This is a genomic window from Paenibacillus phytorum, from assembly GCF_013141715.1.
In the GTDB taxonomy this organism is placed as follows: domain Bacteria; phylum Bacillota; class Bacilli; order Paenibacillales; family NBRC-103111; genus Paenibacillus_E; species Paenibacillus_E phytorum.
This window is the reverse complement of record NZ_WHOA01000234.1, coordinates 1-21,430: the sequence shown is the minus strand read 5'-3', so window position 1 is coordinate 21,430 and position 21,430 is coordinate 1. Positions and strand designations below refer to the sequence as shown.

Here is a 21,430-nt window from a genome sequence, read left to right as displayed (position 1 = left end):
GGTGTGACGCCTTAGCAGGAGCGCCTACATCCTTTCTGCAAACTTTAGGGTATAAGGATGGTTAAAATGAGCAACAGAGAAACTAAAACAGATGTCATCTTAATTGGTGCCGGAATCATGAGTGCGACCTTAGGGACACTTCTGAAAGAATTAGTACCGGAATGGGAAATTACAGTGTTTGAGAAGCTCGAAAATGCAGGAGAGGAAAGCACTAACGAATGGAATAATGCAGGAACAGGGCATGCGGCATTGTGTGAGCTTAACTACACTGTCGAAAAACCAGACGGATCTGTAGATATTAGCAAAGCAATCAAAATTAATGAACAGTTTCAGCTTTCCATGCAGTTTTGGTCTTATCTTGTAAACAGCAAGCTGATTCGTAATCCGCAGGACTTTATCATGCCATTACCTCATATGAGTATGGTACAAGGGGAACAAAATGTAACGTTTTTAAAGAAACGTTTTGAAGCGATGTCTAATAATCCTCTGTTTCAAGGGATGGAATTTTCCGATGACCCTGAAAAACTGATGGAATGGATTCCGCTTATTATACAAGACCGTTCATCGAATGAACCTATAGCGGCAACAAAAATCGACTCTGGAACAGATGTCAACTTTGGTGCTTTAACGCGCATTTTGTTTGACCACTTAAAGAGTAAAAACGTCGATATCAAATACAAACATAGCGTTGATAATATTAAACGTACTAACGACGGCTCGTGGGAATTGAAAGTACGAAACGATAGCGGTAACGTCGAACGCCATACTGCAAAATTCGTCTTTATCGGAGGCGGAGGAGGAAGCCTGCATTTACTGCAAAAATCCGGTATTCCTGAAGGAAAACATATTGGTGGTTTCCCGGTAAGCGGAATATTTATGGTGTGTAATAATCCGGAAGTTGTAGCGCAGCATCATGCAAAAGTATACGGCAAAGCTAAGGTTGGAGCTCCTCCAATGTCTGTTCCGCATCTTGACACAAGATTTATCGACAATAAAAAATCGTTGCTATTTGGACCGTTTGCCGGCTTTTCACCAAAGTTTTTAAAAACCGGTTCAATGTTTGATTTGGTAACTTCCGTAAAACCGAATAATCTCGTAACGATGTTGTCGGCAGGTGCAAAAAACATGTCATTGACAAAATACCTGATCGAGCAAGTCATGTTATCGAAAGAAAAGCGTATGGAAGAGTTACGAGAGTTTATCCCGAACGCCAAAAGCGATGATTGGGATTCAGTAGCAGCGGGCCAACGTGTGCAAGTTATCAAAGATACTGAAGCTGGCGGCAAAGGTACACTTCAATTTGGTACGGAAGTTATTAGTGCCGCTGATGGCTCGATTGCAGCATTACTAGGTGCTTCTCCAGGTGCTTCTACTGCTGTTCACGTTATGCTTGAGGTAATTAAAAAATGCTTTCCGCAACATATAAAAGAGTGGGAACAGAAAATTAAAGAAATGATTCCTTCTTATGGCGTGTCACTAATGGAAAATGAAGAGCTTCTGCACGAAATTCATACTTCATCAGCAAAGGCCCTTGGTCTAATCGAAAAAGAACTAGTCTCAAGTTAATTCATTGGATGTAGAAACAAAGGTATTTAATGAAATTAAAAGCGCGATGTCTTTTTAGCATCGCGCTTTTTAAATTTAAGTAAGTCTCGAAGGAGTCGAACAAAACGTTTAACGATATTTGTAGGGGACAAAAGTGGACGCGTTGATTGAAGAGTACGGCCGCGGATACGCAATGCTTCGGGAGGCGTATCGGCAGAGCCAGGCGTAACCATGACAGCATTTCATCCTTACAAGTGGTCACGACGGATAACTATAGTTGAGGGGCTTGCTTCGCAGCACTCCTCTTTTTTTTATTTGTTACCACCAATTGAACCTTTTGCCTAATCGTCGTAAACTGGGGGATAGTGTTTCTTGAACGGGAAGGAAGGTAGCTCCATATGAAAATGAAATCGTATTTGTTGCTCTCTGTGTGTATTTTGTTCTGGGGCAGCAACTTTGTATTCGGGGCTATTTTAGTGAAGCAGTTTTCTCCCATGCTCCTTTCGGCTATCCGGCTTTCCTTTACATCCTTATTTTTTATAGGATACGCACTGATTACGAGAAATTCCGTTCGCCTGCAGCTGTCGGATTGGAAGCTCTTAATTCCGCTAGGCCTGATAGGAACGCTTGCAAACCAAACCGCTTTTTATACCGGGATAAAAACCGTGGATGGGACGACGGCCGCGCTAATCTTATCACTTGCACCTATTACAACAGCCATTCTCGCGTGGTTATTTCTTAGGGAGCCGCTGACTCAACGGGTAGCCGGTGGTGCTGTCATTGCGGTACTAGGAGTTTATTGCGTGGTGGGAGTAGGTAAGCCGTTCCAGATTACACCTGGGATGTGGCTAATCTTTATTGCTATGTTGACCTTTGCCACTTCAATTATTATGATGCGGAAGCTAATTGAGCGTATCGATCCGTTCAGCGCAACTATGTACTCGACTCTCATCGGTTGTGCTATGCAAATCATAGCTGCTGCGTTGGTGGAGCCAGTAAATGCCATATGGCAGGCACCGCTATGGGCGTGGTTTCTTGCCATTGCAACCGCACTGCTGATGCAAGGGTTATGTGGACTTCTTTGGAATCGTCAAATCAAAGAGGTCGGTGCAGCCAAAGCGGCTATCTTTTTGAATTTGCAACCCTTCGTTGCGATGCTCGTCGGGTTTGCTTTGCTCGGGACACCTGTGACTTGGCCACAAATTGGCGGATCGGTGCTTATTATTTTTGGGGTTATGGTAGCAACAGAATTGCTTCCGAAGCGGGGTGCGCAGTTTTTTGCAAAGCCCTCCAAGGAGGAGAAGATCTCATCCTGATCTGATAGGAGAAATAATGTTCCAAGTTGTATTTCTGCAGTTTCCTAATACCAAAGACCATTTTTATCTAAGGAAACACTAGCTGAAACGGTTGCTCAATACATACCTTAAAAGGCTGCCGGCGATCGGCAGCCTTTGCTCATCTAATAGCAGATTAACGGAGTGCGCATAAATAAAAAGAAACTCATTATTCATGCGCAGCTGCCGCTAATGGTCTTTGAAAAAAGAGTCTGGGGTCTTTTGTCGTTCATTTTTGTCGCTCAATTTCAAAAAGTACGCCTATTCTTTTCGATGTACGTCTTGATTTTGTCGCGATTATCGGGAACAACTTCCGCGGCTTCCGACGTATGGCGGATAGTTTCCGTAACGCCCCAATAATCACTACCCGGCGTTTTATTGAAATAGTTTAAGTCTAAGTCGTGAAGGATGCGGTGCAAGTATACAAGGGCTTGAACGTCGTGCTTTTCGCGGGCGATCGTCGCAAGGTCAGCAGCGCGGTAAAGGTCGATTTCGGCACCTTGATAGTTCGAAAGCATCGCAGCAAGCTGACGATATGCTTCCGAGTTCAATGCGTCATTAGTACGCGAGGAGTCCCACTCGGTCGCTTTCGTAAAATTATCGTCATTCCCGTATCCGACCAACATATTGAATTGTTCGTGATAGATCTTCAACGTTTCGATCGCGCGACCTTCTGGCGATAACTCGTCGATTGTGGGCGCTTTAACTTGTTCGGCGATTTCGGGCGTCTTCGGCGACTTTCCCTCGATTGCAGTAACTTTATCGTATCCCCAAGCGATTACCGATCCAATAAGTACGACGGTAACAACCGCGGCAATTAGATTTATTTTTAAGTTTGCCTTCATGTTTGTCCCCCGTTCATCATGGTGTTTTGTACGTCCATTTTTATATACGTATAATTTTCCATAATGTTTCTCTTTAGAGTATCCCTACCGGTGCTGATAGCTATGATACTGAAATTTAGCGTACCGAAGAACTACCTTTACAAACGAACATACATTCGATATTCTGAATATGGGTCAATTTACCAATAACCAAAGGGAGTGATAAAAGGTGGAAGTTATCAAAACGAGGATTGAAAATTCTCTAACAGTCCTGTTGGTATCAAATTTTGAAAAGTCTAAGAAATATTATGAAGATGCCCTGGGGTGTGAAGTAAATGAACATTGGGCAATTCGAGATAATTTTGGATTAGGATTTAAATTGATCCAGGCAATAGATATTGAAGACGTTAGACCTAATAAGGGTACTTGGAATACATATGCTTATGTAAAAACCCACGATGAACTGGATGCTTTATATGTAGAGTTTAAAACAAATGGTGCAATTATCGTTTCTGACCCTAAAGTAACCGAATATGACTGGGGAGCGTGGAAGGATTTTTCGGTCCAAGATTTAGATGGATATGTAATCGGTTTCGGTTCGGGGAATAGAAATTCTTGAAGGTTTTTAATGTAATGACAAAAATAAAAGTTTATAGAGCTCGCAAAATAATCAATTGCACTAACGCAGAACGATAGCATGGGCAGGATAGCCTAATCTTATTTATAGAAAAAGGATTTTTCTGGAAAAAGACGAATATATTTAACGGGATATCTTCATCATGGATAATCGTGAAGAGAGGAGAGGGTATTTTGCAGAAGACGATAGCGGTTGAGTTAATTGAAGTGGCGCCTTTCAAGGCCTTGGCAAAACGGACGGGGATGACACCTGACAAGAGCGGGACGCGGGTGGCGTGGAGCAACCTTACAGCGCAGGTTCCTCTTAAAGATGCGCGACTGACAGATGGGCCCTCTGCGTATGTGTTCATTCCGCAAGATCAATGGAGCAAGCAAGTCGATACGCTCTGGGTCGGGCTGGCGGTTAGCGAGTTCGGAGATGTACCGGATGGCATTGAGTCTCTGGTGGTACGCGGAGGGCTCTGTGCGAGCGCCCGCGTATACGGGAATGAGGCGCACATGTGGCGCGTATATGATGCAATGTTTACGTGGCTAGAGCAGTCGCCCGAGTATGAGCTCGATCGGCGTGAAGGAGTATTCGGGCTGGAGACGGTACCGCTTGAACCATTGAACGCTCTCACAATCCCCTATGCGGAAATCGAAACATTCGACTTTACGATGCTATACCCGGTGCGCAAGAAGTCGGGGCTTTAATGCTCAAGTCAACGAAGCCATTCCATTTCTAGGAGTGGCTTTACTCTATCGGAAAACGAGAGTTAAATAATAAACTTTACCTACGCTCGGTCCTTGGCTAATAGGATATGATAAAAATGAATTTCCGTCTGGATTAAATGCCATTTTCTTCACCTCCCTTAAATGACGTTAATATAGGATATGTCTAGTGAATGATACTAGTAACGATATCTATCATGGTAGATTTCACTATTTTCATATGCTACAAATTGAACAACTGAAGAATGGGGGCAAATAGGTGGTTCCAAAACATATTGTTTCAGCAGCAACAATTATAATTAATGAGCGTAACGAAATTTTATTAATAAAAGGTCCCAGAAGAGGTTGGGAAATGCCTGGCGGACAGGTTGAAGAAGGCGAATCGTTGAAAGATGCGGCAATAAGGGAGACAAAAGAAGAGTGCGGTTTAGATATAGAAGTAACAAAATTTTGTGGAGTTTTCCAAAACGTAGCTGGGTGTATATGTAATACTTTATTTTTAGGAAGACCAGTCGGAGGAGAATTAATAACGACTCCAGAGAGTTTAGAGGTAGGATTTTTTCCAATCGGAGAAGCCTTAGAGATGGTAACTTGGAAAAATTTCAGGCAAAGAATTGAGCTTTGTTTAAATGAAGAACTTCATCCATTTTATGTTGAATTTTGACTATGTTATTCTGCTACGACGGAGATCGAGAGTTTAAAAAACTATACAGTGAGGCTGCCGGCATGATCGGCAGCCTTTGTTCATCTAACGGCAGATAACGAAGTGCGTGTTAAAGTCCCACAGTAAAATGGGGACTGTTTATAAGCCGACGTCGTCACGCTTGACGTCTCTTTCCTTTAATGAATTACTTCTAACGCTCGCCTGACTTTTCTTGCGAAAACAAGTGGTCTATCAACCGATTCAATATTGATATAAATCAAACGTGGTTGCTCGAACAGCCATTCGTTCCGAACAGACGAAACTTTTATTCCTTGATTACGAATGGCAGAAATGAATTTATTGACTTCTTTTTGTAAGAATGCCCCTCTACCTAAGCAAAGTGCTCTGCCAGTTCTATTATTTAATGATTCGAACGAAAAAGAAGACGTTACACTAAATCTTTTCCCCAAAATTGTTGATCTTATTTGATCTCGATTTATTGTCGTCACACATTTTCCGCCAGCGAAGCCGGGTTGGCCACCGATAATCCTTGAGAACTGCTCACAAAGCAAACCGTTATTTGCCATACTTCGTTCCTCCTCAGTTTTCTATATATGGTATGAGCACATGAACAGGGCTGAAACGGATTACCACCTAACACAACGATTATTATGTAAATACAAGCACTGGGTAGGCAATCCAAGTATGGAGCAGGTCATGTTGAACAAATCCTAGAAACGAAAAAAGCTCAAGACCAATAATGGCTTGAGCTACAGTCTGATATCGATTACACATTTCTCTCTAACAATGTCCCGAGTTGTTCCGCCAAGACATGATGGGTGACTGGCCTTTCATTAGTAAACCACCATTCCACTACCCCTACGTAAGCAGATGCAACAAACCTAACGAGAAGATCTTCATTTAACCTCTCGTTCTTACCTTTGATTACATCGACCTCATTCGTTAATTCTTCGATAAGTAAGTTAAGAAACCGACCACGAAAATAAGGAGCACCTTTACTCGCTAACATCATTGAAAAGAAAGAATAATTACGCTCAAAGTATTCGGTCCACATCAGAGTTGCTTCGATAAAATCCAATTCGGATGCCTCTTTGCACATTTCACTTAGAACGTTTATATGTTCTTCAATGAGCTTATCCAACAAATCAAATTTATCTAAATAATGAAGATAGATGGTCCCGCGGCTCACATTCGCCCTGTCGGAAAGATCCTGTATGGTAATGTCATCAAAACTTTTCTCTGACATTAGTTCAATAACAGCTTTTTTTAACGCTTCCTGCGTTTTGAGTATTCTTCGATCCACTTTTGCCAATTGGTGGTCACCAAGCTTTCGTAAATAATTAACAATTATTAAGTAGCTGTTCATTTCTTAACAAAACACGCTCATTTAACAATTGCAGATGTTCTGTATCTGCTTATAATTATAGACACGTGTACATTAATATATCAAGAACTATTATTGATTTAATGTTTATTACGACCAGAAAATAAAAAGAAGGAGGTATAAAAATGTCAAAGGAAAAAGAACTGACAGGCGCACAAAAAATGATTGGAGATTTCGCCCCGAAACTTGTGGAGCTTACTGACGACGTTTTGTTTGGCGATGTTTGGGAACGCAAAGAGTTGTCTCCGCGAGACCGCAGCCTGATTACCTTAGCAAGTCTGATCACCGGAGGAAATACGGAGCAACTGACATTTCATTTGAATAAAGCGAAGGAAAATGGGATTTCAGAAGAAGAACTCAAAGAAGTGATTATTCATCTCGCTTTTTATGCCGGTTGGCCGAAATCGATGTCTGCCATTATGGTTGCCAAAAAAGTGTTTGCAGAAGGGCAATAAAGAGTGCCAGGCGAGACTTCTTACTTGATATGAAAAAGGAGTGTACAGACGAATGGAATATGTGAAACTTGGAAATACAGGCTTGGATGTATCCCGTATTTGTCTTGGCTGTATGGGCTTTGGTGAAGCAGGGCGGTGGATTCATCAGTGGGTACTTGATGAGGAACGCAGTCGTCCAATCATTAAGAAAGCTTTGGAGCTTGGTATCAATTTTTTTGATACGGCGAATGTATATTCATCCGGATCAAGTGAGGAGATTATTGGACGTGCTTTAAAGGACTATGCAAATCGGGATGAAATTGCCATCGCAACAAAAGTTAATGGCCGCATGTATGAAGGTCCCAATGGTGCCGGACTTTCCCGCAAGGCAATCATGAGTGAAATTGATAAAAGTCTTATGAGACTGGGAACAGATTATGTGGATCTGTACCAAATTCACCGCTGGGATTACAATACGCCTATCGAAGAGACAATGGAAGCCTTGCATGATGTGGTAAAGGCAGGAAAGGCAAGATACATAGGCGCTTCTGCCATGTATGCATGGCAGTTTCTGAAGACTTTGCATGTAGCCGAGAAAAATGGATGGACCCGGTTCGTATCGATGCAGAATCATTTGAACCTCATATACCGTGAAGAGGAGAGGGAGATGCTGCCGCTTTGCAAGGTAGAAAAAATCGGTGTGATTCCATATAGCCCGCTTGCTGGTGGAAGATTGACGCGTGATACACAGGAAACAACACATCGTTCCGAAACCGATCAAATTGCGAAAGCTAAATATGATGCGACAGCAAATACCGACCGATTTGTCATAGAGCGGGTTGCGGCAATAGCAGAAAAACATGGCGTTCCACGCGTTCAAATCGCACTTGCCTGGTTGTTGCAGAAAGAACCGGTAACAGCTCCTATTATCGGTGCGACGAAAGTGTCTCATCTCGAAGATGCGATAGCTGCGCTCTCAATTAAATTAACATATGAAGAAATAGCATCGCTGGAAGAACCGTATGTCCCTCACCCAATAATTGGTTTTCAATAATAGTAGTGCGAAAGGGAGGAATGGACAGTGGAACGCCTATGGACGAAGCAGTTTTCTCTCATGACTATAGGAAACCTATTTCTATTTAACGCATTTTATATGCTGTATCCGACGTTGCCGCCGTTCATCAAACAGATGGGAGGCAACCAGTCGCAGGTCGGTCTGGCGATGGGCGCGTTTGCGCTGTCGGCCGTTATTTTTCGGCCGATCGTCGGCGGCCTCCTAGACCGGTTCGGTAGACGTCCGTTTATCGTCTGGGGGCTGCTTCTTTTCACCTTGGCGATGTATATGTATAACTGGGTTGGAGGAGTTGTCGTTCTGATAGGGCTCAGAATCTTGCACGGGATGAGTTGGGCCGTTTCCACAACCGCCACGATCCTGGATCTCCCAGTACACAAGCTACCAAGTATTGTTCGCGGTCAGCGCCGTGTCCGTAGCGTTTTCCTTAACACTTTTCACTTTTTTTGTGAAACGTTTGTTGAAAAACAAACAGTCACTCACGCAGTTGAATTCGAATGGGTTCTGATTCTATGTTCATACATCAAAGGACATTTTTAATTACCGCTAAAATAGCGGTTTTTTTGTTTTTAAGGGATAAAATTGTTGTCACGACCAAATCCCGAACCAGGCACATCTGCAGTTGAATAAAACCTGGGATAATGGTGAGGGCCAAACTCCAGAAGAAAGAGGGCGTTTTTTCGTTTTTGATTATCTTAAACATCATCATTGATGCTACATGGATCATGGCGGAAGAGATGAAGTTGATCGAAATATCTCAAAAGATCCCTGAATATCTGACATTATTGTTATATCGTAGTGTTGCTTTTAGTAAGCTTGGGACATGTAATATCGCTCCTTCTGCTTGAATCGCTGCTTCCTGTTCAATTTAGCTACTTGTATGATAACGATTACACAATTCTTTCTATCAATTATTAATTTCTGTATAATAGAAACTGATAATTAGAGATTATAGTGGGAGTAATTCAAAAAGCTCAAGCTGATAAATTGAATTGATTGCGGAGAAAGAGGTTGTGGAATGTCTTCAGAAAACCAAAAAATCAATATACTCGGAGACTTTTTAAAATCCCGCCGGGCACGGATCAAGCCGGATCATGTCAGCACTGTCGGTCGCTTTGGCACAAGAAGAACGCCGGGATTACGCAGAGAAGAGGTTGCCCACCTTGCGGGGGTAAGTATCACCTGGTATACCTGGTTAGAACAAGGCAGGGCCGTCACAGCCTCCAGAGAAGTGATCGAGAGCGTTGGTAAAGCCTTGCAATTATCTTCAGAAGAACATCTTCATCTGCTTCGTTTGGCAAATTATGGCGGAGAAGGGGGCTCTTACCCGAACGCTAATGAAATAGATCCAGAGCTTCAGAACATTATTGATCAATTGAACTATCCGGCAATCATCGCAAACAATCGAACCGAGGTGTTGGCCTACAATCAGATGGCTTCTGAAATCATTACGGATTTCCATGCGATTCCCACTGAGAAGCGAGTGATGACACGGTTGATATTTACCGATCCAATCCTGCGCAAGCAGTTAGCGAATTGGAAGGAATTTGCTGATTTTACATCAGGGGTTTTTCGTATGTATTTTGACCAAAAGGCGGGCGATCTCTGGTATGAGGAATTCGTGCGGCAAATGTGTAAGGAAAGTGAGGAGTTTCAAACGTTATGGCGATTGCATGATGTGCAGCAAAAGAAAGCCATACATTACACGTTTGATCACCTCGTCGCAGGGCGATTATACTTTAAATTGAACACCTTTGATAATATTAACGGCAATGAAAACCTACACTGCTGTGTATTTACTCCCATTTCTGATACCGACACTGAGCAAAAATTAGTGTATATTCGGAAATAAGCCTGTTAGTCTGGATACCTGTATAACTGCAAACAGGATGCCTCCTTGGTCGTCTAATATAATAGACTTAATCACAATCAAGGAGGTTACATAAATTTGAAAGCTATCATAATTGATCGACCAGGAGGACCTGCAAGTCTGCAGTTGCGAGAGAAACCGGATCTACAACCGACCCCCGGTATGCTTACCATTGACGTTGCTTATGCTGGAGTAGGGTATTTCGAAGTGTTGCTTAGCCGTGGCGAGTTTATCTCCGCTTTTCCGATGCCGCTTACTCCCGGTTTAGAAGTATCGGGGTATGTACGTGCCATCGGGGAAGGAGTAGAGGGCTTCTACGTTGGTCAACCCGTTGCCTCGATGACACTGCATGATCTTAACGGCTTTGCATCAATGGCGAATGTACGGCCAGATCTGACGGTTCCGTTAGATCAATTAGGAGCCGACCTCGACTTAGCGACAGCTGCAGCTTCTATTGTAAATTTAACAACAGCATATCTGGCTATAAAAGATGTTTATAGAATGAGAACGGGTGACAACATACTCGTTCATGCAGCGGTTGGCGGGCTGGGCAGTTTTCTGGGGCAAATGGCCAACCGTCTGGGAGCAGGGAAGGTACTCGGAACCGTCGGAAGCGCCGAGAAAGTAAAGTTGGCCGAATCCCTCGGATATGACGAGTTATTTATCCGATCCAATTTTGTGGAGCGAACCCTACGAGCAACTGGACAAAAAGGTGTCCATGCCGTCTTTGATCCAGTCGGAGGGAATATGCGCAAACAAAGCTTAGAGGTGCTTCGTCCGTTAGGGCAACTTGTTGTAGTTGGAAACGCAAGCGGAGAAGAGGATGTTATACATTCTTATAATCAAATATGGTTTTCCAACAAACAGTTCGCTGGTTTTACATTAGGCGGATACAGCGACAGTAATCCTGTGGAGACTGGGAAAGCGGCGCGAGAAGCGTTAGGTATGCTGGCAAGAAAAGAAATACATGCGGAAATTCAAGGTGTGTATCCTCTGGAAAATGCCGCAGAAGCACTTGCTCTTTTGGAAGCAAAGAACACGGTCGGAAAACTGGTTTTGCAAATGTAAGCCTGACCTAATTAAGAAAAATGAATGACAAAAATCACCCTCAATCAAACGAATTGATTGGGGCTATTTTTTGTCAAGAACGCTCTCGGGGCACTTGGGGTGGAATTAGAGTTATATTTATGTTTACTAAACAAACAAGGTGAAACTAGAATAGATTACAGCTTTCTTTCAACACACGTCCGTAAGATGAAGTGGTTAACATTGAAAAATCCACTGATAAGACCCTCTTAGCAAATAAGAAGGGTCTTTTCTTTATATGGAGTGTTGATCTTGGATATCTAGCCCCTTAGGTTCTCGTCCATGGCAGCCGCTGGCTTTCCGCCCGACATTACCCCCTGAAATCGACAGGATTCGACGAATCGTTATAAAAGCTATGCAAAAGGAGTGAATCACGATGGCGAATAATTACAAACGCTTCATTCAAAATCAATTCGAAAAAGCGAAGTCTACCGCTTCCGAATTCATTTCTTCAAGAAGTGAAGAACAAGAAGAAAGCACTATAGAACTCAATCCGCAATATTATGTTGAGCTGAAAGCAATCGCCGATATGCAGCATACGACCGTGCAAGCGATCGTCAATGGAATCATTGTCCAACACCTGGCAAGCGCCAAATACGAATCAACCCCCATTTCAGTAGATCAAAAGGAAGATAACCCGCTTCTGTATTTGGTTGGTATTTGCAAACTAGAGGATTAAGGAGTGCTGACATATGGATAACTACTTGGACATTCAGGATGCAATTTTTCTGGATGAAACAGCTTTAGCCGCTTTAATGAACCCTGAAGACCCCTGCTATGCGAAAGCCCGTTCCCTGATTCTGGACTTGCATGATCTTGAACGTAATTACGTGACGACAAACTCCATTATATTTGATCTTCACGAATGGCTTCGCAATGAATACAGCTATCAGCAGGCGGAATATTTTCTGAATGCAATTGATAAAGCAGTGAGTAAAGGCAAGCTAGCGCTCATCTCCAGCGGCCCCGAATTAGAGGGGGAATCGCGCAGACTGCTTATGGACAGGCCAGAACTCCGTTTCTCACTCAGCGAAGCATTCACTGCTGTGACCATGTCCTATTATCAGGTAAAACGCATCTTTACTTTCAACCGTAATTTCATGATGCTTGCCAATTTGGATAAGGATATTCGAATCATTCCATCTAATTAAAAGCCTTTAAACAAATACAGCCTGCCCTCTTGAGAAGCCGGCTGTATTTGGTATAACACCCTCGTTAACGACGAAAGAGACCTTCCCATAACGCCGAAGCAAAAGTGGACTCCTACTGAAAAGCAGGAGTCCTTAGCTATTACGCTCATGTCCCGTCATCTCATGTCACGCTGCGAGTATAGGACAAGGAGTAGGATGCAGATCCCTATGGATGCAATCCTCGCTTGTCGCGAACACTCCCGCTCCCCACTCACCCGTAAGACCGCCACTGTCGTTCTTATAATCATCCTTCATCAGGAGGGTTATGCTGATTAAGTGCATCAAAGTAGGAACGATAACGTTTCTCGAAGATAATCTCCTCGAATTGATACGGGCCTTCAGGCGTCAAAACCAAGTTCTTTGCGCCATCTCGATGCAAATAAATGATATTTGCCGTCTTCTCCTTGAATCGCAGAACCGCACCAAATGTAATAATCCTCCATGTGAAAGCCTCCATGTTTTGGGGCTGGGGCTGGGGATAACCAGCAATTAACCCGTATACTTTTTTTCGACATAGTAATTCATTTAAAGGGTTTATTCTACTTAAATTAAGAAGTAGAGAAGCTTTACTTTTCTTATTCTTGGCCAAGTGCAGATATTCGTGCATAAATATCCTTAAAACGGAAATATGTACGTATAATTCCGAAGTGTATCTATTAGAAAATTGAATCCTATAGTATAAATATAGTAAGCGCTATCAGAGGGGGCGACTAGCGCATTGAGCAGACGGAGAATCATGTTGAATACCAATTAAAAAACAGTATGCGACTGGTTATGCTCCAGTCTTTGCATATATCCAGTAATGTGAGGAGATAGAAAAATGAAAATTCAATATTTCTCTGCAGCTGAAAAGTGGACAGAGGCGCTGCCCATTGGTAATGGCCGACTCGGTGCCATGATATTTGGCGGGGTGATGAACGAACATTTGCAATTCAATGAAGACACGTTGTGGTCCGGTTCCCCAAAGGACGGCAACAATCCCAGAGCCAAAGAAGTACTTCCAGAAGTCCGCCGTCTTCTCATGGATGGTAAATTCATAGAAGCAGATAGGCTGAGTAAGGAAATGCTGGGTCCGTACACACAATCCTATATGCCGCTTGGCGACTTGCACCTTAAGTTTGATCACGGGGATCTTTATCAATCTTATCACCGGAGCCTATCTCTTCAAGAAGGAATATCGCGTGTAGAGTATCGGATTGGCAATGTTACATACAACAGGGAAATATTTGCTTCCCATCCGGACCAAGTGATTGTGCTTCGTTTGCAAGCAAGCAAACCGGGTATGTTGAACCTGCATATTAGGCTGGATAGTCAGCTCCATTACCGAACGGATGCATTTGGAAATGATTTGCTGCTTAAGGGAACTGCACCTGAACATGTGGATCCAAATTACTATGCCACTGACAATCCGGTTGTATTTGGTGATCCTATAACTGCAGAAGCTATACGTTTTGAAGCGCGTCTAGGGGCAGTGCTGGATGACGGTAAGCTGCAAGTCGATCATGACGGCATGCATATTCTTGGAGCTACGGGAGTCACTCTCTATTTCGTGGCAGAGACTAGCTTTAACGGTTATGACAAATCTCCCGGCAGGCAGGGGAAGGATCCTGAGCCTCTTGTCGCCCGAGCGCTAGAGTTGGTGAAGGCGCAATCGTATGATTCACTGCGACGCAAACACATTGAGGATCATCAAGCACTATTTAATCGGGTAGAGCTTAGTTTGGGTGAAACCATTGCGCCAGCCGATTTATCGACGGAAAAGCGGATATCCGAATATGGGGCCAAGGATCCCGGACTGGTCGAACTCTTATTTCATTATGGCCGTTATCTGATGATTGCTAGCTCTCGTCCAGGCACGCAACCGGCTAATTTGCAGGGCATCTGGAATAAAGAAATACGGCCGCCGTGGAGCAGCAACTATACGCTTAACATCAATGCACAAATGAATTATTGGATGGTAGAAACCTGCAATCTTGCGGAATGCCATGAGCCTTTTCTCAGTTTTATCGGAAGATTGTCGCAGAACGGAAAGAAAACGGCAGATGTAAATTATGGGGCTCGTGGCTGGACGGCACATCACAATACGGATATTTGGTGCCAAGCCTCACCTGTAGGTGATTATGGTAATGGAGATCCCGTTTGGGCATTATGGCCGATGGGGGGACCCTGGTCAACACAGCATTTATGGGAGCACTATGCATTTGGTAAAGATGACACTTTCTTGCGCAATTATGCCTATCCTATTATGAAAGAAGCAGCGCTTTTTTGCTTGGATTGGTTGGTAGACGACGGTTCTGGCCGATTGATTACCATGCCATCTACTTCGCCGGAACACAAATTTGTGACCGCAGAAGGAAAAGCCGGCGTTAGCGTGGCTGCCACCATGGATCTGTCAATCATTTGGGATTTGTTTACGAACTGTATGGAAGCATCAGAAATTTTGCAAATGGATGCTGACTTCCATCAAGAATTGGACGATGCGCGAAGTCGCTTATTTCCGATGCAAATCGGCAAATATGGCCAGCTTCAGGAGTGGTCCCAGGATTTCGAGGACGAAGATAAGCATCACAGGCATATTTCCCATTTATTCGGCGTTTATCCTGGCCGTCAGTTGACACAACATACAACACCTGAGCTATATGCTGCAGCACAGCAATCCCTGAATAGGCGCGGAGATGAGGGGACGGGATGGAGTCTCGGCTGGAAAGTGGGATTATGGGCCCGATTTGGAGATGGAAACCGGGCGCATGGCCTAATTGCCAATCTGCTTAGGCTTGTTAAAGATGATACAGAAAATTATCAAACTGGCGGTATTTATGCAAATCTGTTTGATGCTCACCCTCCGTTTCAAATTGATGGTAATTTTGCCGCAGCATCAGGAATAGCTGAACTGCTGCTGCAATCCCATCAAGGTTATCTTCACTTGCTTCCTGCTCTACCCGACGCTTGGCCGACAGGCTTCGTTAAAGGTCTAAGGGCACGCGGAGGCTTCGAGGTGAACATAAGTTGGAATAAGGGCGAAATTGTTCAAGCGGAGATTTATTCTCACTCTGGAGGACTTTGCAGCGTTCATATCGATGCTTTGGTTAGGAGTGAATTTCTAACGGTGATAGGAAAACGATATACTCTTTCATTGAATCCGTTGACCATTCAAGAACATTGAAAGATTCCTTTGAACAATAACCTGTACAGAAGGGCAACAAAAGCATACTCTTCCCATCATAAAATAAATATTTACATCAATTGAAAAAACCGCGGAACAAGTAATCATCCAAATCAGCTATTTCGCAGCAATAAGCCGAAGCATGGCTCAACCACGCTCCGGCTTATTTAGTTCACGTTCGCACTCGTATTAATGCTTACCTTGAATGGCCTTAAGTAAGCAATCGCAGGTTGCAAGATGCATCCCTTCATGGACTATTCCAAAGTTGAGCAACTCTCCCACTTTATTAAACGTGAGTGGTCCAAATTGCATCGGCTTTTCGAACGGTAGCTCCAGACTCTCGGGGGATAACTCAGATAGTTGGCTAAGTTGAGATGACAGCTGCTGGATGAGCTCTTCCTTTGATGGAGGCGTGTTGGTCCAGTTTGCCGGCGCTGTTCCGGAGTTGAAGAACGATGCGTAGCTTGCTGGAATGGCCGATTTCTTCGAGAAACCAAGCATCATGTAGGCATCCATCCAATAAATCATGTGTCCAACGTTCCAGCGAATCGTGTTATTATAGGAAGCAGCTTGAATGTCGAATAGTTCCTCTGGAATCGCCTGCACCTGGTGAATCGCCACTTGACGTACTGTTTTTGTCGTGCTGATAATCATTTCTGACATGTTGTTTTCCTCCTTTGAATTGAGAAGCGTTTGATATGTTCTTAGTATAGGTTTCATGGTTTGTTCCATCAATGCAGTCTGAATTACCGGAACGTTAAGTAAAAGTTAACGATTATGCATTGACAGTGAAAGAAGATGAAGCAACAATAATTATTGAACATGCGTTCAGCGATGCTTTTGAAAGCGAGTGTGAGCTATGGAGTTAAAGCAACTACAGTATTTTATGGCGATTTGTGAAGAACTTCACTTCACGAGAGCTGCCGATAAGATGGGAGTCAGTGCTCCCAACATCAGCCAACAGATAAGGAGATTGGAAGAAGAATTAGGCGTTCTCCTGTTCGATCGAGTGGGAAAAACAATTGTCCTCACAGAAGCCGGAGCGATTCTACAAGAACATGGTGCGGCCGTGCTCGGGCATCTGCAGCAAGCAAGCGATGCCATTGCTGACCTGAAGCAAATGCAAGGCGGATCGCTATCCATCGGTGTCTTGCCCGGTGATGCGGATCTCATGTTTAATGCCTTACTGCTGAACTTCCATCAGACCTATCCCACCATTTCGCTCTCTCTTTTGGAAACTACGAAAATAACAGAACAAGTTCTGGACCGCAGCATCGATGTTGGTGTAACGATCGGACCCGTTAGCGATGAACGGCTCACATCAATTCCTCTATTTCACGAAGAGTTTTCATTGGCCGTCAGTACAAATGATCCCCTTGCCACAGAGAATTTCATCCCATTGAGTAGGCTGAATGCCTTAAACATGGTCATGTTCCCACCCGACCATCAATGTCGCAAGCTGATCGACCGCTACTGCATGGATAAGGGGTTTACTCTGCAACCACATATGGTGACAACAACGTTATCCTCCCTCCTCCAGATGGTACAGAGCGGAGTAGGGGCTTGTGTACTGCCACGATTGCTACTGGATACTCTTCAAAATAAAGACATAAAGGTACTGCACCTGCGGAATCCTACGCCTTCTCAGGACATTTGTCTAATCTACCGCAGTGACAGATATGTCGGATACGCCATGCGAACCTTCATTAAAACTCTTAAAGCCTATATCGAAACCGTCATCAATCATGCGAAATCTTCATAGATAACTAGCCTTCCGGAAACGATAGTTCAACAAAATAATGGCAGTCTAGAACTTTATTATTTAAGTTTTGGACTGCTTTTTTTGTTCGACATGCCACAAGTCTATAATGCTCCCTCGATATGATTACTGATGCTCTCTCTAGATCATGAATTCGCAGGATTTCACCTTTAGTTTATTTGAAAGATAGGAGAAACAGAGGGAGGCGGTAGCTAGTTGAATCATTAAAGGATGTGAACTCACCCAGTCGATCACAGTTTGATTGCCCTGTACCCTAATAAAAATTCTTAATGAATCGAACTATATACATAATCCATTTAATGGATACAAAGTAAAGATTGTGGGAACAATTAACTCCCTAAGTGGCAGGATTGCTAATACTGTATTGAGAAAATAAAGTGTTAGACTGAAAAATAAAGTGTTAGACCGTGAAAATAAAGTTGTAGACTGACAACGGCGTTAAGCGTTTTAAGCAAAATCATTCATTCAAAACTCACGAGTCCGTGCAAAGAGAGTGTCTCACATTGAGACTTTTCCTACGGTATCGGCACTCAAGCAATAGGGTTGGCTAATGACGGATTTAAAGTAACTAGTACTGATTTAAGTCCAGTATCAACAGAAAGAGCAACAAAAGAGGCAGTATCTTTCGTGGTTGAAATAAACTTTTGGAAGCAGTTGTGTGTGCATGTCTGGAACAAATGCCTGATTTCAAGTGTCAATAGTTCTGAAAGGGTTATCACGTGGACGATGTTAGGAATCCGTATCCCCACATAATTTGGCCGGGAAGGAGGTGAGAAACAGCATGTTTGCAAAGCATTCAGGAACGAAAGGAACGATCTGGTTTGGGAGTTTGTGCATCGTATTCGTTCTGGCGTTTATACAGCAGAATGCGTATCCCCACATAGCCGAGGCCGCTCTATTGGAGTCGCTGAAGAACCTAACAGGGGACCCAGTCTACTCAGCCAAGCATGCTGGTGAAGACTCCGGGTCTGAGAATTCACTGAAAGCGGTTTCCGGACAAATAAATTTGACGTCAGTGGTAACGGATCTTCCAATTTTATCCAACATTCTGCCCGACATCGGAAAGACGGCTCCACCCTCCACTAACCAGGCGAAAGATTCGCGCGCGTCTTTGCCACCTGTTTCGACTCCTTCTGCGGAGAGAACTTCTGGACACAGTCTGCTTCCCGATCTGCAGGTGATAACGCCCTCCATTTCAGTTGACACGCCTTTGGTTAATGTGGACATTCCATCAGCGAAGGCGGAAGTATCCACTGATCTGATACCGTTGGTGTCGGTAAACTTGCCTGCCGCAAAAGTGGACACGCCACTCGTGCAAGTAAAGACGCCTGCGGTTCAGGCTGAAGTTCCATTGACGCTGATACCAGCACCCCAAATCAAGGTGGTTAACCCGGCCGTTCAAGTGAAAACGCCTGTGACGGATATCCCAGTGCCGAGCATGAGCCAGTCGAATCTCCCTCTGATCGATGGAGGAAAGGCTGACGTAGGAAAGAAAGAACCCCTTACTGGTACAGACGGAGCCCAGAATCTGCACTTCAATACGAGTGGGAATGAAGGTCCTACCGCTAGACCTTTTCCAGTGAACGGTAACGTATCCGATGCACCGATCAAGTTAGCTCCGGCAGCGGATCAGTGGAAAGACGACTCGGAAAGAAAATCATCTCCGAGTACCACGACCAGAGTTCCTGATCCTCCCGCGGCCTTACCGAGGCTGAATCTCGGATTATCATTGCCCGTTCCGGCGGAAGTGAATGCTCTGATCGAGCCACAGAAGGCCGCGAAGAAACAGACAGGAAAATCCGAAGAAACTCCGATTCGTACGGATCCCGCGAGCGCTTGGTTTTCCGCCCCGTTGACTCTTTATACAGGAAACGGTTCAACGGGCGGGGGCGCATCATTCGTTACTGGAAGCAGTGCGTTCTTTGGAAGTCTGGGTTTTCTTTTTCCTGATATTCTTCTGCCTCTGCCGAAAATAAAGAACCAAAACTATGAACACTCCCGGCTTTTTAGTGCGAATCAATGGTCGAAGCCGCCACCAGCTCAACCGCCTCGCTATACCTTCTACTCAATCATCGTTAAACAAGTTGAGAAGGAGTGTATATCAAATGAAAAATACAAATCCATGGGAAAGTTTCCTTTGAAGCGGGAGCTATCAAAGGCGCTGCATGAACAAGCTGCGGACAACCTTTCAGCAATCGATCAGGCCATTTACGAGAAACGGCAACAATTAAATAAATACGCTAGAACATATGGTCTTTCAGACCCTAGATGTCTTCATTGTTCGATGGAACTCGATGAATTAATTAATGCTTTCAATAAGATCAATAAAACAATTGATATGGACAAAAACAAATGATAATTGCCAAAGCTCGTGTAGATTCAACACTTCTAAACAAAACAGCTTAGATTACGGAGTGGTAATTCCAATGAGGGTTAAAAACCTTAAAATATTCAAATAGTGATTTTGCTAACGCAGAACAATAATCGAACAAAACAAGGAGCAGACCTGCCGCGGCAGCTGCTCCTTGTTTTCATTTGAAATAACAGGGAGTTTAACGAACAGTCAGTGTAAAATCATCACCCATCGGACATCTATAACATGGTAAAATAAACCATAAAATACAAAGGTGTGAAAAAACATGATTACTCATTTTGCTCGATTACAGTTAAATACGGTTTCAGTGCAAGGTGTTAAGCAGTATTACCATGATCTGTTATGCTTCCCGATTATTTATGAATCAGATAACGAAATACGTTTTCTACCGACAGAATATTTTATCTTAGGATTCAAGGAAACTGCAGACCCAATAGCTCCAGCACATTTTGCCTTCGAGGTTCCTTATTCAGAATTTGAAAATGTAGTAAAGTGGTTCGATAAGGAACGTATTCCACTTCTAAAGTGGCCAGATGGCAGAATTGTGGACGCTTTTGAGACAGGGAAAAATGTATATTTTCGAGACGGAGACGGGAATTTACTAGAAATCATTACTCATTTCGCAATTGGGGGAACAGCACATGCAGTTATTCCTTCTAAGAAAAGAAAATGGATACCTATTTCAATGTCTGCTTTAACACCAACGATGAATGTTAGTTTTGGAGTAACAAATTCCATTTTCATTGAAGAAGTCAAAACTTGTTTACAGGAAGAAGATATTTTTTACGAAAGTAATGGTGACGGCGAACTTCATTTTAAAATAAATGAGTATAATTTTGATTTATGTATGACAAACTTCCCGGAAGAGGTGCCTAGTCTATTAAATTTACCATATTCGAGATTGTAATCTTAGGTAGTAACTTTACTAAAGTAACCTGCAGGATTGTTGTGTCGATCTGCCATAAGTGAACGATTGGCTCGTCTTTTTCTGGTGATTACTGGATATACTTGTATATTAACTATCGTACATAGGAGGTAAACTAATGGCAGACGAAAACAAAGTGACAATTAAAGTGAACGACAACGGATCGCTTCGGGTGACGGGGCCGGTCGAGCTGGTGGACGCAGAAGGCAACCCGTTCGAGCACAAAGAATCGTTCTCGTTGTGCCGGTGCGGAGAATCGGGCAACAAACCGTTCTGCGACGGCACGCACAAGTCGATCGGCTTCAAAAGCACACCGAGAGCGAAGAAGGAGTAAATCTTGGCAAGTGGCAACCTGGTCTCGCATGAAGAGTAAAAACGGATCTTGATTGATTACTAGCTGTAATGGGGAACGATATTTAAACATGAAGGGCTGCCGCA

The 21,430-nt window shown here is 43.6% G+C and carries 21 protein-coding genes and 1 pseudogene; 17 read left to right on the top strand and 5 right to left on the bottom strand.

From position 1 onward, the window contains the following. Window positions 1–66 precede the first annotated feature (66 nt). Both GC098_RS32105 and GC098_RS32100 read left to right on the top strand, forming a co-directional pair. Window positions 67–1,566, top strand: coding sequence for a malate:quinone oxidoreductase (locus GC098_RS32105; RefSeq protein ID WP_171647870.1), 1,500 nt, complete (start codon window positions 67–69; stop codon window positions 1,564–1,566). A 377-nt stretch (window positions 1,567–1,943) separates the two neighbouring features. Next, window positions 1,944–2,861 carry a DMT family transporter gene (locus GC098_RS32100; RefSeq protein ID WP_246359096.1) on the top strand — a complete coding sequence of 306 codons (918 nt, stop codon included), beginning with the start codon at window positions 1,944–1,946 and terminating at the stop codon, window positions 2,859–2,861. A 266-nt stretch (window positions 2,862–3,127) separates the two neighbouring features. Here GC098_RS32100 and GC098_RS32095 read toward each other — a convergent pair whose 3' ends face one another. Further along, window positions 3,128–3,724: a hypothetical protein gene (locus GC098_RS32095; protein ID WP_171647868.1), complete on the bottom strand. Its 597-nt coding sequence runs from the start codon at window positions 3,722–3,724 to the stop codon at window positions 3,128–3,130. A 208-nt stretch (window positions 3,725–3,932) separates the two neighbouring features. On the opposite strand from GC098_RS32095, the gene GC098_RS32090 reads away from it, so the two are divergent. From GC098_RS32090 to GC098_RS32080, 3 genes are all read left to right on the top strand, one after another. Continuing rightward, window positions 3,933–4,322: a VOC family protein gene (locus GC098_RS32090; RefSeq protein WP_171647866.1), complete on the top strand. Its 390-nt coding sequence runs from the start codon at window positions 3,933–3,935 to the stop codon at window positions 4,320–4,322. 170 nt (window positions 4,323–4,492) lie between these two features. Then, window positions 4,493–5,032, top strand: a complete 540-nt coding sequence (locus GC098_RS32085) for a GyrI-like domain-containing protein (RefSeq protein ID WP_171647864.1) — start codon at window positions 4,493–4,495, stop codon at window positions 5,030–5,032. A gap of 277 nt (window positions 5,033–5,309) precedes the next feature. Continuing rightward, entirely contained in the window at window positions 5,310–5,714 is a 405-nt protein-coding gene (locus GC098_RS32080; RefSeq protein ID WP_171647862.1) for an NUDIX hydrolase, read from the top strand. A 176-nt stretch (window positions 5,715–5,890) separates the two neighbouring features. Here GC098_RS32080 and GC098_RS32075 read toward each other — a convergent pair whose 3' ends face one another. Next, window positions 5,891–6,280 (bottom strand): DUF1259 domain-containing protein, encoded by a 390-nt coding sequence (locus GC098_RS32075; protein WP_171647860.1) that lies wholly within the window; start codon window positions 6,278–6,280, stop codon window positions 5,891–5,893. Window positions 6,281–6,480: 200 nt separating this feature from the next. Next, window positions 6,481–7,026 carry a TetR/AcrR family transcriptional regulator gene (locus GC098_RS32070; RefSeq protein ID WP_171647858.1) on the bottom strand — a complete coding sequence of 182 codons (546 nt, stop codon included), beginning with the start codon at window positions 7,024–7,026 and terminating at the stop codon, window positions 6,481–6,483. Window positions 7,027–7,223: 197 nt separating this feature from the next. Here GC098_RS32070 and GC098_RS32065 point away from each other — a divergent pair, with 197 nt between their 5' ends. The 7 genes and pseudogenes from GC098_RS32065 (at window position 7,224) to GC098_RS32035 (ending at window position 12,711) form a co-directional block, all read left to right on the top strand. Next, complete coding sequence (locus tag GC098_RS32065) at window positions 7,224–7,553, top strand: carboxymuconolactone decarboxylase family protein (RefSeq protein ID WP_171647856.1); 330 nt, start codon at window positions 7,224–7,226, stop codon at window positions 7,551–7,553. Window positions 7,554–7,605: 52 nt separating this feature from the next. Beyond that, window positions 7,606–8,586 (top strand): aldo/keto reductase, encoded by a 981-nt coding sequence (locus GC098_RS32060; protein ID WP_171647854.1) that lies wholly within the window; start codon window positions 7,606–7,608, stop codon window positions 8,584–8,586. A gap of 27 nt (window positions 8,587–8,613) precedes the next feature. Beyond that, window positions 8,614–8,958: pseudogene (locus tag GC098_RS41865) on the top strand (MFS transporter); the annotation flags it as partial. A gap of 664 nt (window positions 8,959–9,622) precedes the next feature. Beyond that, window positions 9,623–10,456: a helix-turn-helix transcriptional regulator gene (locus GC098_RS32050; RefSeq protein ID WP_171647852.1), complete on the top strand. Its 834-nt coding sequence runs from the start codon at window positions 9,623–9,625 to the stop codon at window positions 10,454–10,456. Between the two features lie 96 nt (window positions 10,457–10,552). Further along, entirely contained in the window at window positions 10,553–11,542 is a 990-nt protein-coding gene (locus GC098_RS32045) for a quinone oxidoreductase family protein (protein WP_171647850.1), read from the top strand. A 394-nt stretch (window positions 11,543–11,936) separates the two neighbouring features. Further along, window positions 11,937–12,239, top strand: coding sequence for a hypothetical protein (locus GC098_RS32040; RefSeq protein ID WP_171647847.1), 303 nt, complete (start codon window positions 11,937–11,939; stop codon window positions 12,237–12,239). A gap of 13 nt (window positions 12,240–12,252) precedes the next feature. Next, complete coding sequence (locus tag GC098_RS32035) at window positions 12,253–12,711, top strand: hypothetical protein (protein ID WP_171647845.1); 459 nt, start codon at window positions 12,253–12,255, stop codon at window positions 12,709–12,711. Window positions 12,712–12,876: 165 nt separating this feature from the next. On the opposite strand, the gene GC098_RS32030 is transcribed toward GC098_RS32035, so the two are convergent. Next, complete coding sequence (locus GC098_RS32030; RefSeq protein ID WP_171647843.1) at window positions 12,877–13,032, bottom strand: hypothetical protein; 156 nt, start codon at window positions 13,030–13,032, stop codon at window positions 12,877–12,879. 538 nt (window positions 13,033–13,570) lie between these two features. On the opposite strand from GC098_RS32030, the gene GC098_RS32025 reads away from it, so the two are divergent. Further along, window positions 13,571–15,913 carry a glycoside hydrolase family 95 protein gene (locus GC098_RS32025; RefSeq protein ID WP_171647841.1) on the top strand — a complete coding sequence of 781 codons (2,343 nt, stop codon included), beginning with the start codon at window positions 13,571–13,573 and terminating at the stop codon, window positions 15,911–15,913. A 189-nt stretch (window positions 15,914–16,102) separates the two neighbouring features. On the opposite strand, the gene GC098_RS32020 is transcribed toward GC098_RS32025, so the two are convergent. Further along, complete coding sequence (locus GC098_RS32020; protein WP_171647839.1) at window positions 16,103–16,576, bottom strand: DinB family protein; 474 nt, start codon at window positions 16,574–16,576, stop codon at window positions 16,103–16,105. Between the two features lie 196 nt (window positions 16,577–16,772). Between GC098_RS32020 and GC098_RS32015 the strand changes: the two genes are divergently transcribed. The 4 genes from GC098_RS32015 to GC098_RS32000 all read left to right on the top strand — a co-directional run bounded on the left by GC098_RS32015 (window position 16,773) and on the right by GC098_RS32000 (window position 21,326). Next, window positions 16,773–17,675, top strand: coding sequence for a LysR family transcriptional regulator (locus GC098_RS32015; protein ID WP_171647837.1), 903 nt, complete (start codon window positions 16,773–16,775; stop codon window positions 17,673–17,675). A gap of 799 nt (window positions 17,676–18,474) precedes the next feature. Then, window positions 18,475–20,049: a Spo0E family sporulation regulatory protein-aspartic acid phosphatase gene (locus tag GC098_RS40495; protein ID WP_246359095.1), complete on the top strand. Its 1,575-nt coding sequence runs from the start codon at window positions 18,475–18,477 to the stop codon at window positions 20,047–20,049. Window positions 20,050–20,332: 283 nt separating this feature from the next. Next, window positions 20,333–20,974 carry a VOC family protein gene (locus GC098_RS32005; RefSeq protein WP_171647835.1) on the top strand — a complete coding sequence of 214 codons (642 nt, stop codon included), beginning with the start codon at window positions 20,333–20,335 and terminating at the stop codon, window positions 20,972–20,974. A gap of 136 nt (window positions 20,975–21,110) precedes the next feature. Beyond that, window positions 21,111–21,326, top strand: a complete 216-nt coding sequence (locus GC098_RS32000; protein WP_171647833.1) for a CDGSH iron-sulfur domain-containing protein — start codon at window positions 21,111–21,113, stop codon at window positions 21,324–21,326. Window positions 21,327–21,430: the final 104 nt, after the last annotated feature.

Coding starts and splice junctions, on each gene's coding strand:
- GC098_RS32105 (WP_171647870.1), top strand. CDS start 67: ATGAGCAACAGAGAAACTAAAACAGATGTCATCTTAATTGGTGCCGGA.
- GC098_RS32100 (WP_246359096.1), top strand. CDS start 1,944: ATGAAAATGAAATCGTATTTGTTGCTCTCTGTGTGTATTTTGTTCTGG.
- GC098_RS32095 (WP_171647868.1), bottom strand. CDS start 3,724: ATGAAGGCAAACTTAAAAATAAATCTAATTGCCGCGGTTGTTACCGTC.
- GC098_RS32075 (WP_171647860.1), bottom strand. CDS start 6,280: ATGGCAAATAACGGTTTGCTTTGTGAGCAGTTCTCAAGGATTATCGGT.
- GC098_RS32065 (WP_171647856.1), top strand. CDS start 7,224: ATGTCAAAGGAAAAAGAACTGACAGGCGCACAAAAAATGATTGGAGAT.
- GC098_RS32060 (WP_171647854.1), top strand. CDS start 7,606: ATGGAATATGTGAAACTTGGAAATACAGGCTTGGATGTATCCCGTATT.
- GC098_RS32050 (WP_171647852.1), top strand. CDS start 9,623: ATGTCTTCAGAAAACCAAAAAATCAATATACTCGGAGACTTTTTAAAA.
- GC098_RS32040 (WP_171647847.1), top strand. CDS start 11,937: ATGGCGAATAATTACAAACGCTTCATTCAAAATCAATTCGAAAAAGCG.
- GC098_RS32035 (WP_171647845.1), top strand. CDS start 12,253: ATGGATAACTACTTGGACATTCAGGATGCAATTTTTCTGGATGAAACA.
- GC098_RS32030 (WP_171647843.1), bottom strand. CDS start 13,032: ATGCACTTAATCAGCATAACCCTCCTGATGAAGGATGATTATAAGAAC.
- GC098_RS32025 (WP_171647841.1), top strand. CDS start 13,571: ATGAAAATTCAATATTTCTCTGCAGCTGAAAAGTGGACAGAGGCGCTG.
- GC098_RS32020 (WP_171647839.1), bottom strand. CDS start 16,576: ATGTCAGAAATGATTATCAGCACGACAAAAACAGTACGTCAAGTGGCG.
- GC098_RS32015 (WP_171647837.1), top strand. CDS start 16,773: ATGGAGTTAAAGCAACTACAGTATTTTATGGCGATTTGTGAAGAACTT.
- GC098_RS40495 (WP_246359095.1), top strand. CDS start 18,475: ATGTTTGCAAAGCATTCAGGAACGAAAGGAACGATCTGGTTTGGGAGT.
- GC098_RS32005 (WP_171647835.1), top strand. CDS start 20,333: ATGATTACTCATTTTGCTCGATTACAGTTAAATACGGTTTCAGTGCAA.
- GC098_RS32000 (WP_171647833.1), top strand. CDS start 21,111: ATGGCAGACGAAAACAAAGTGACAATTAAAGTGAACGACAACGGATCG.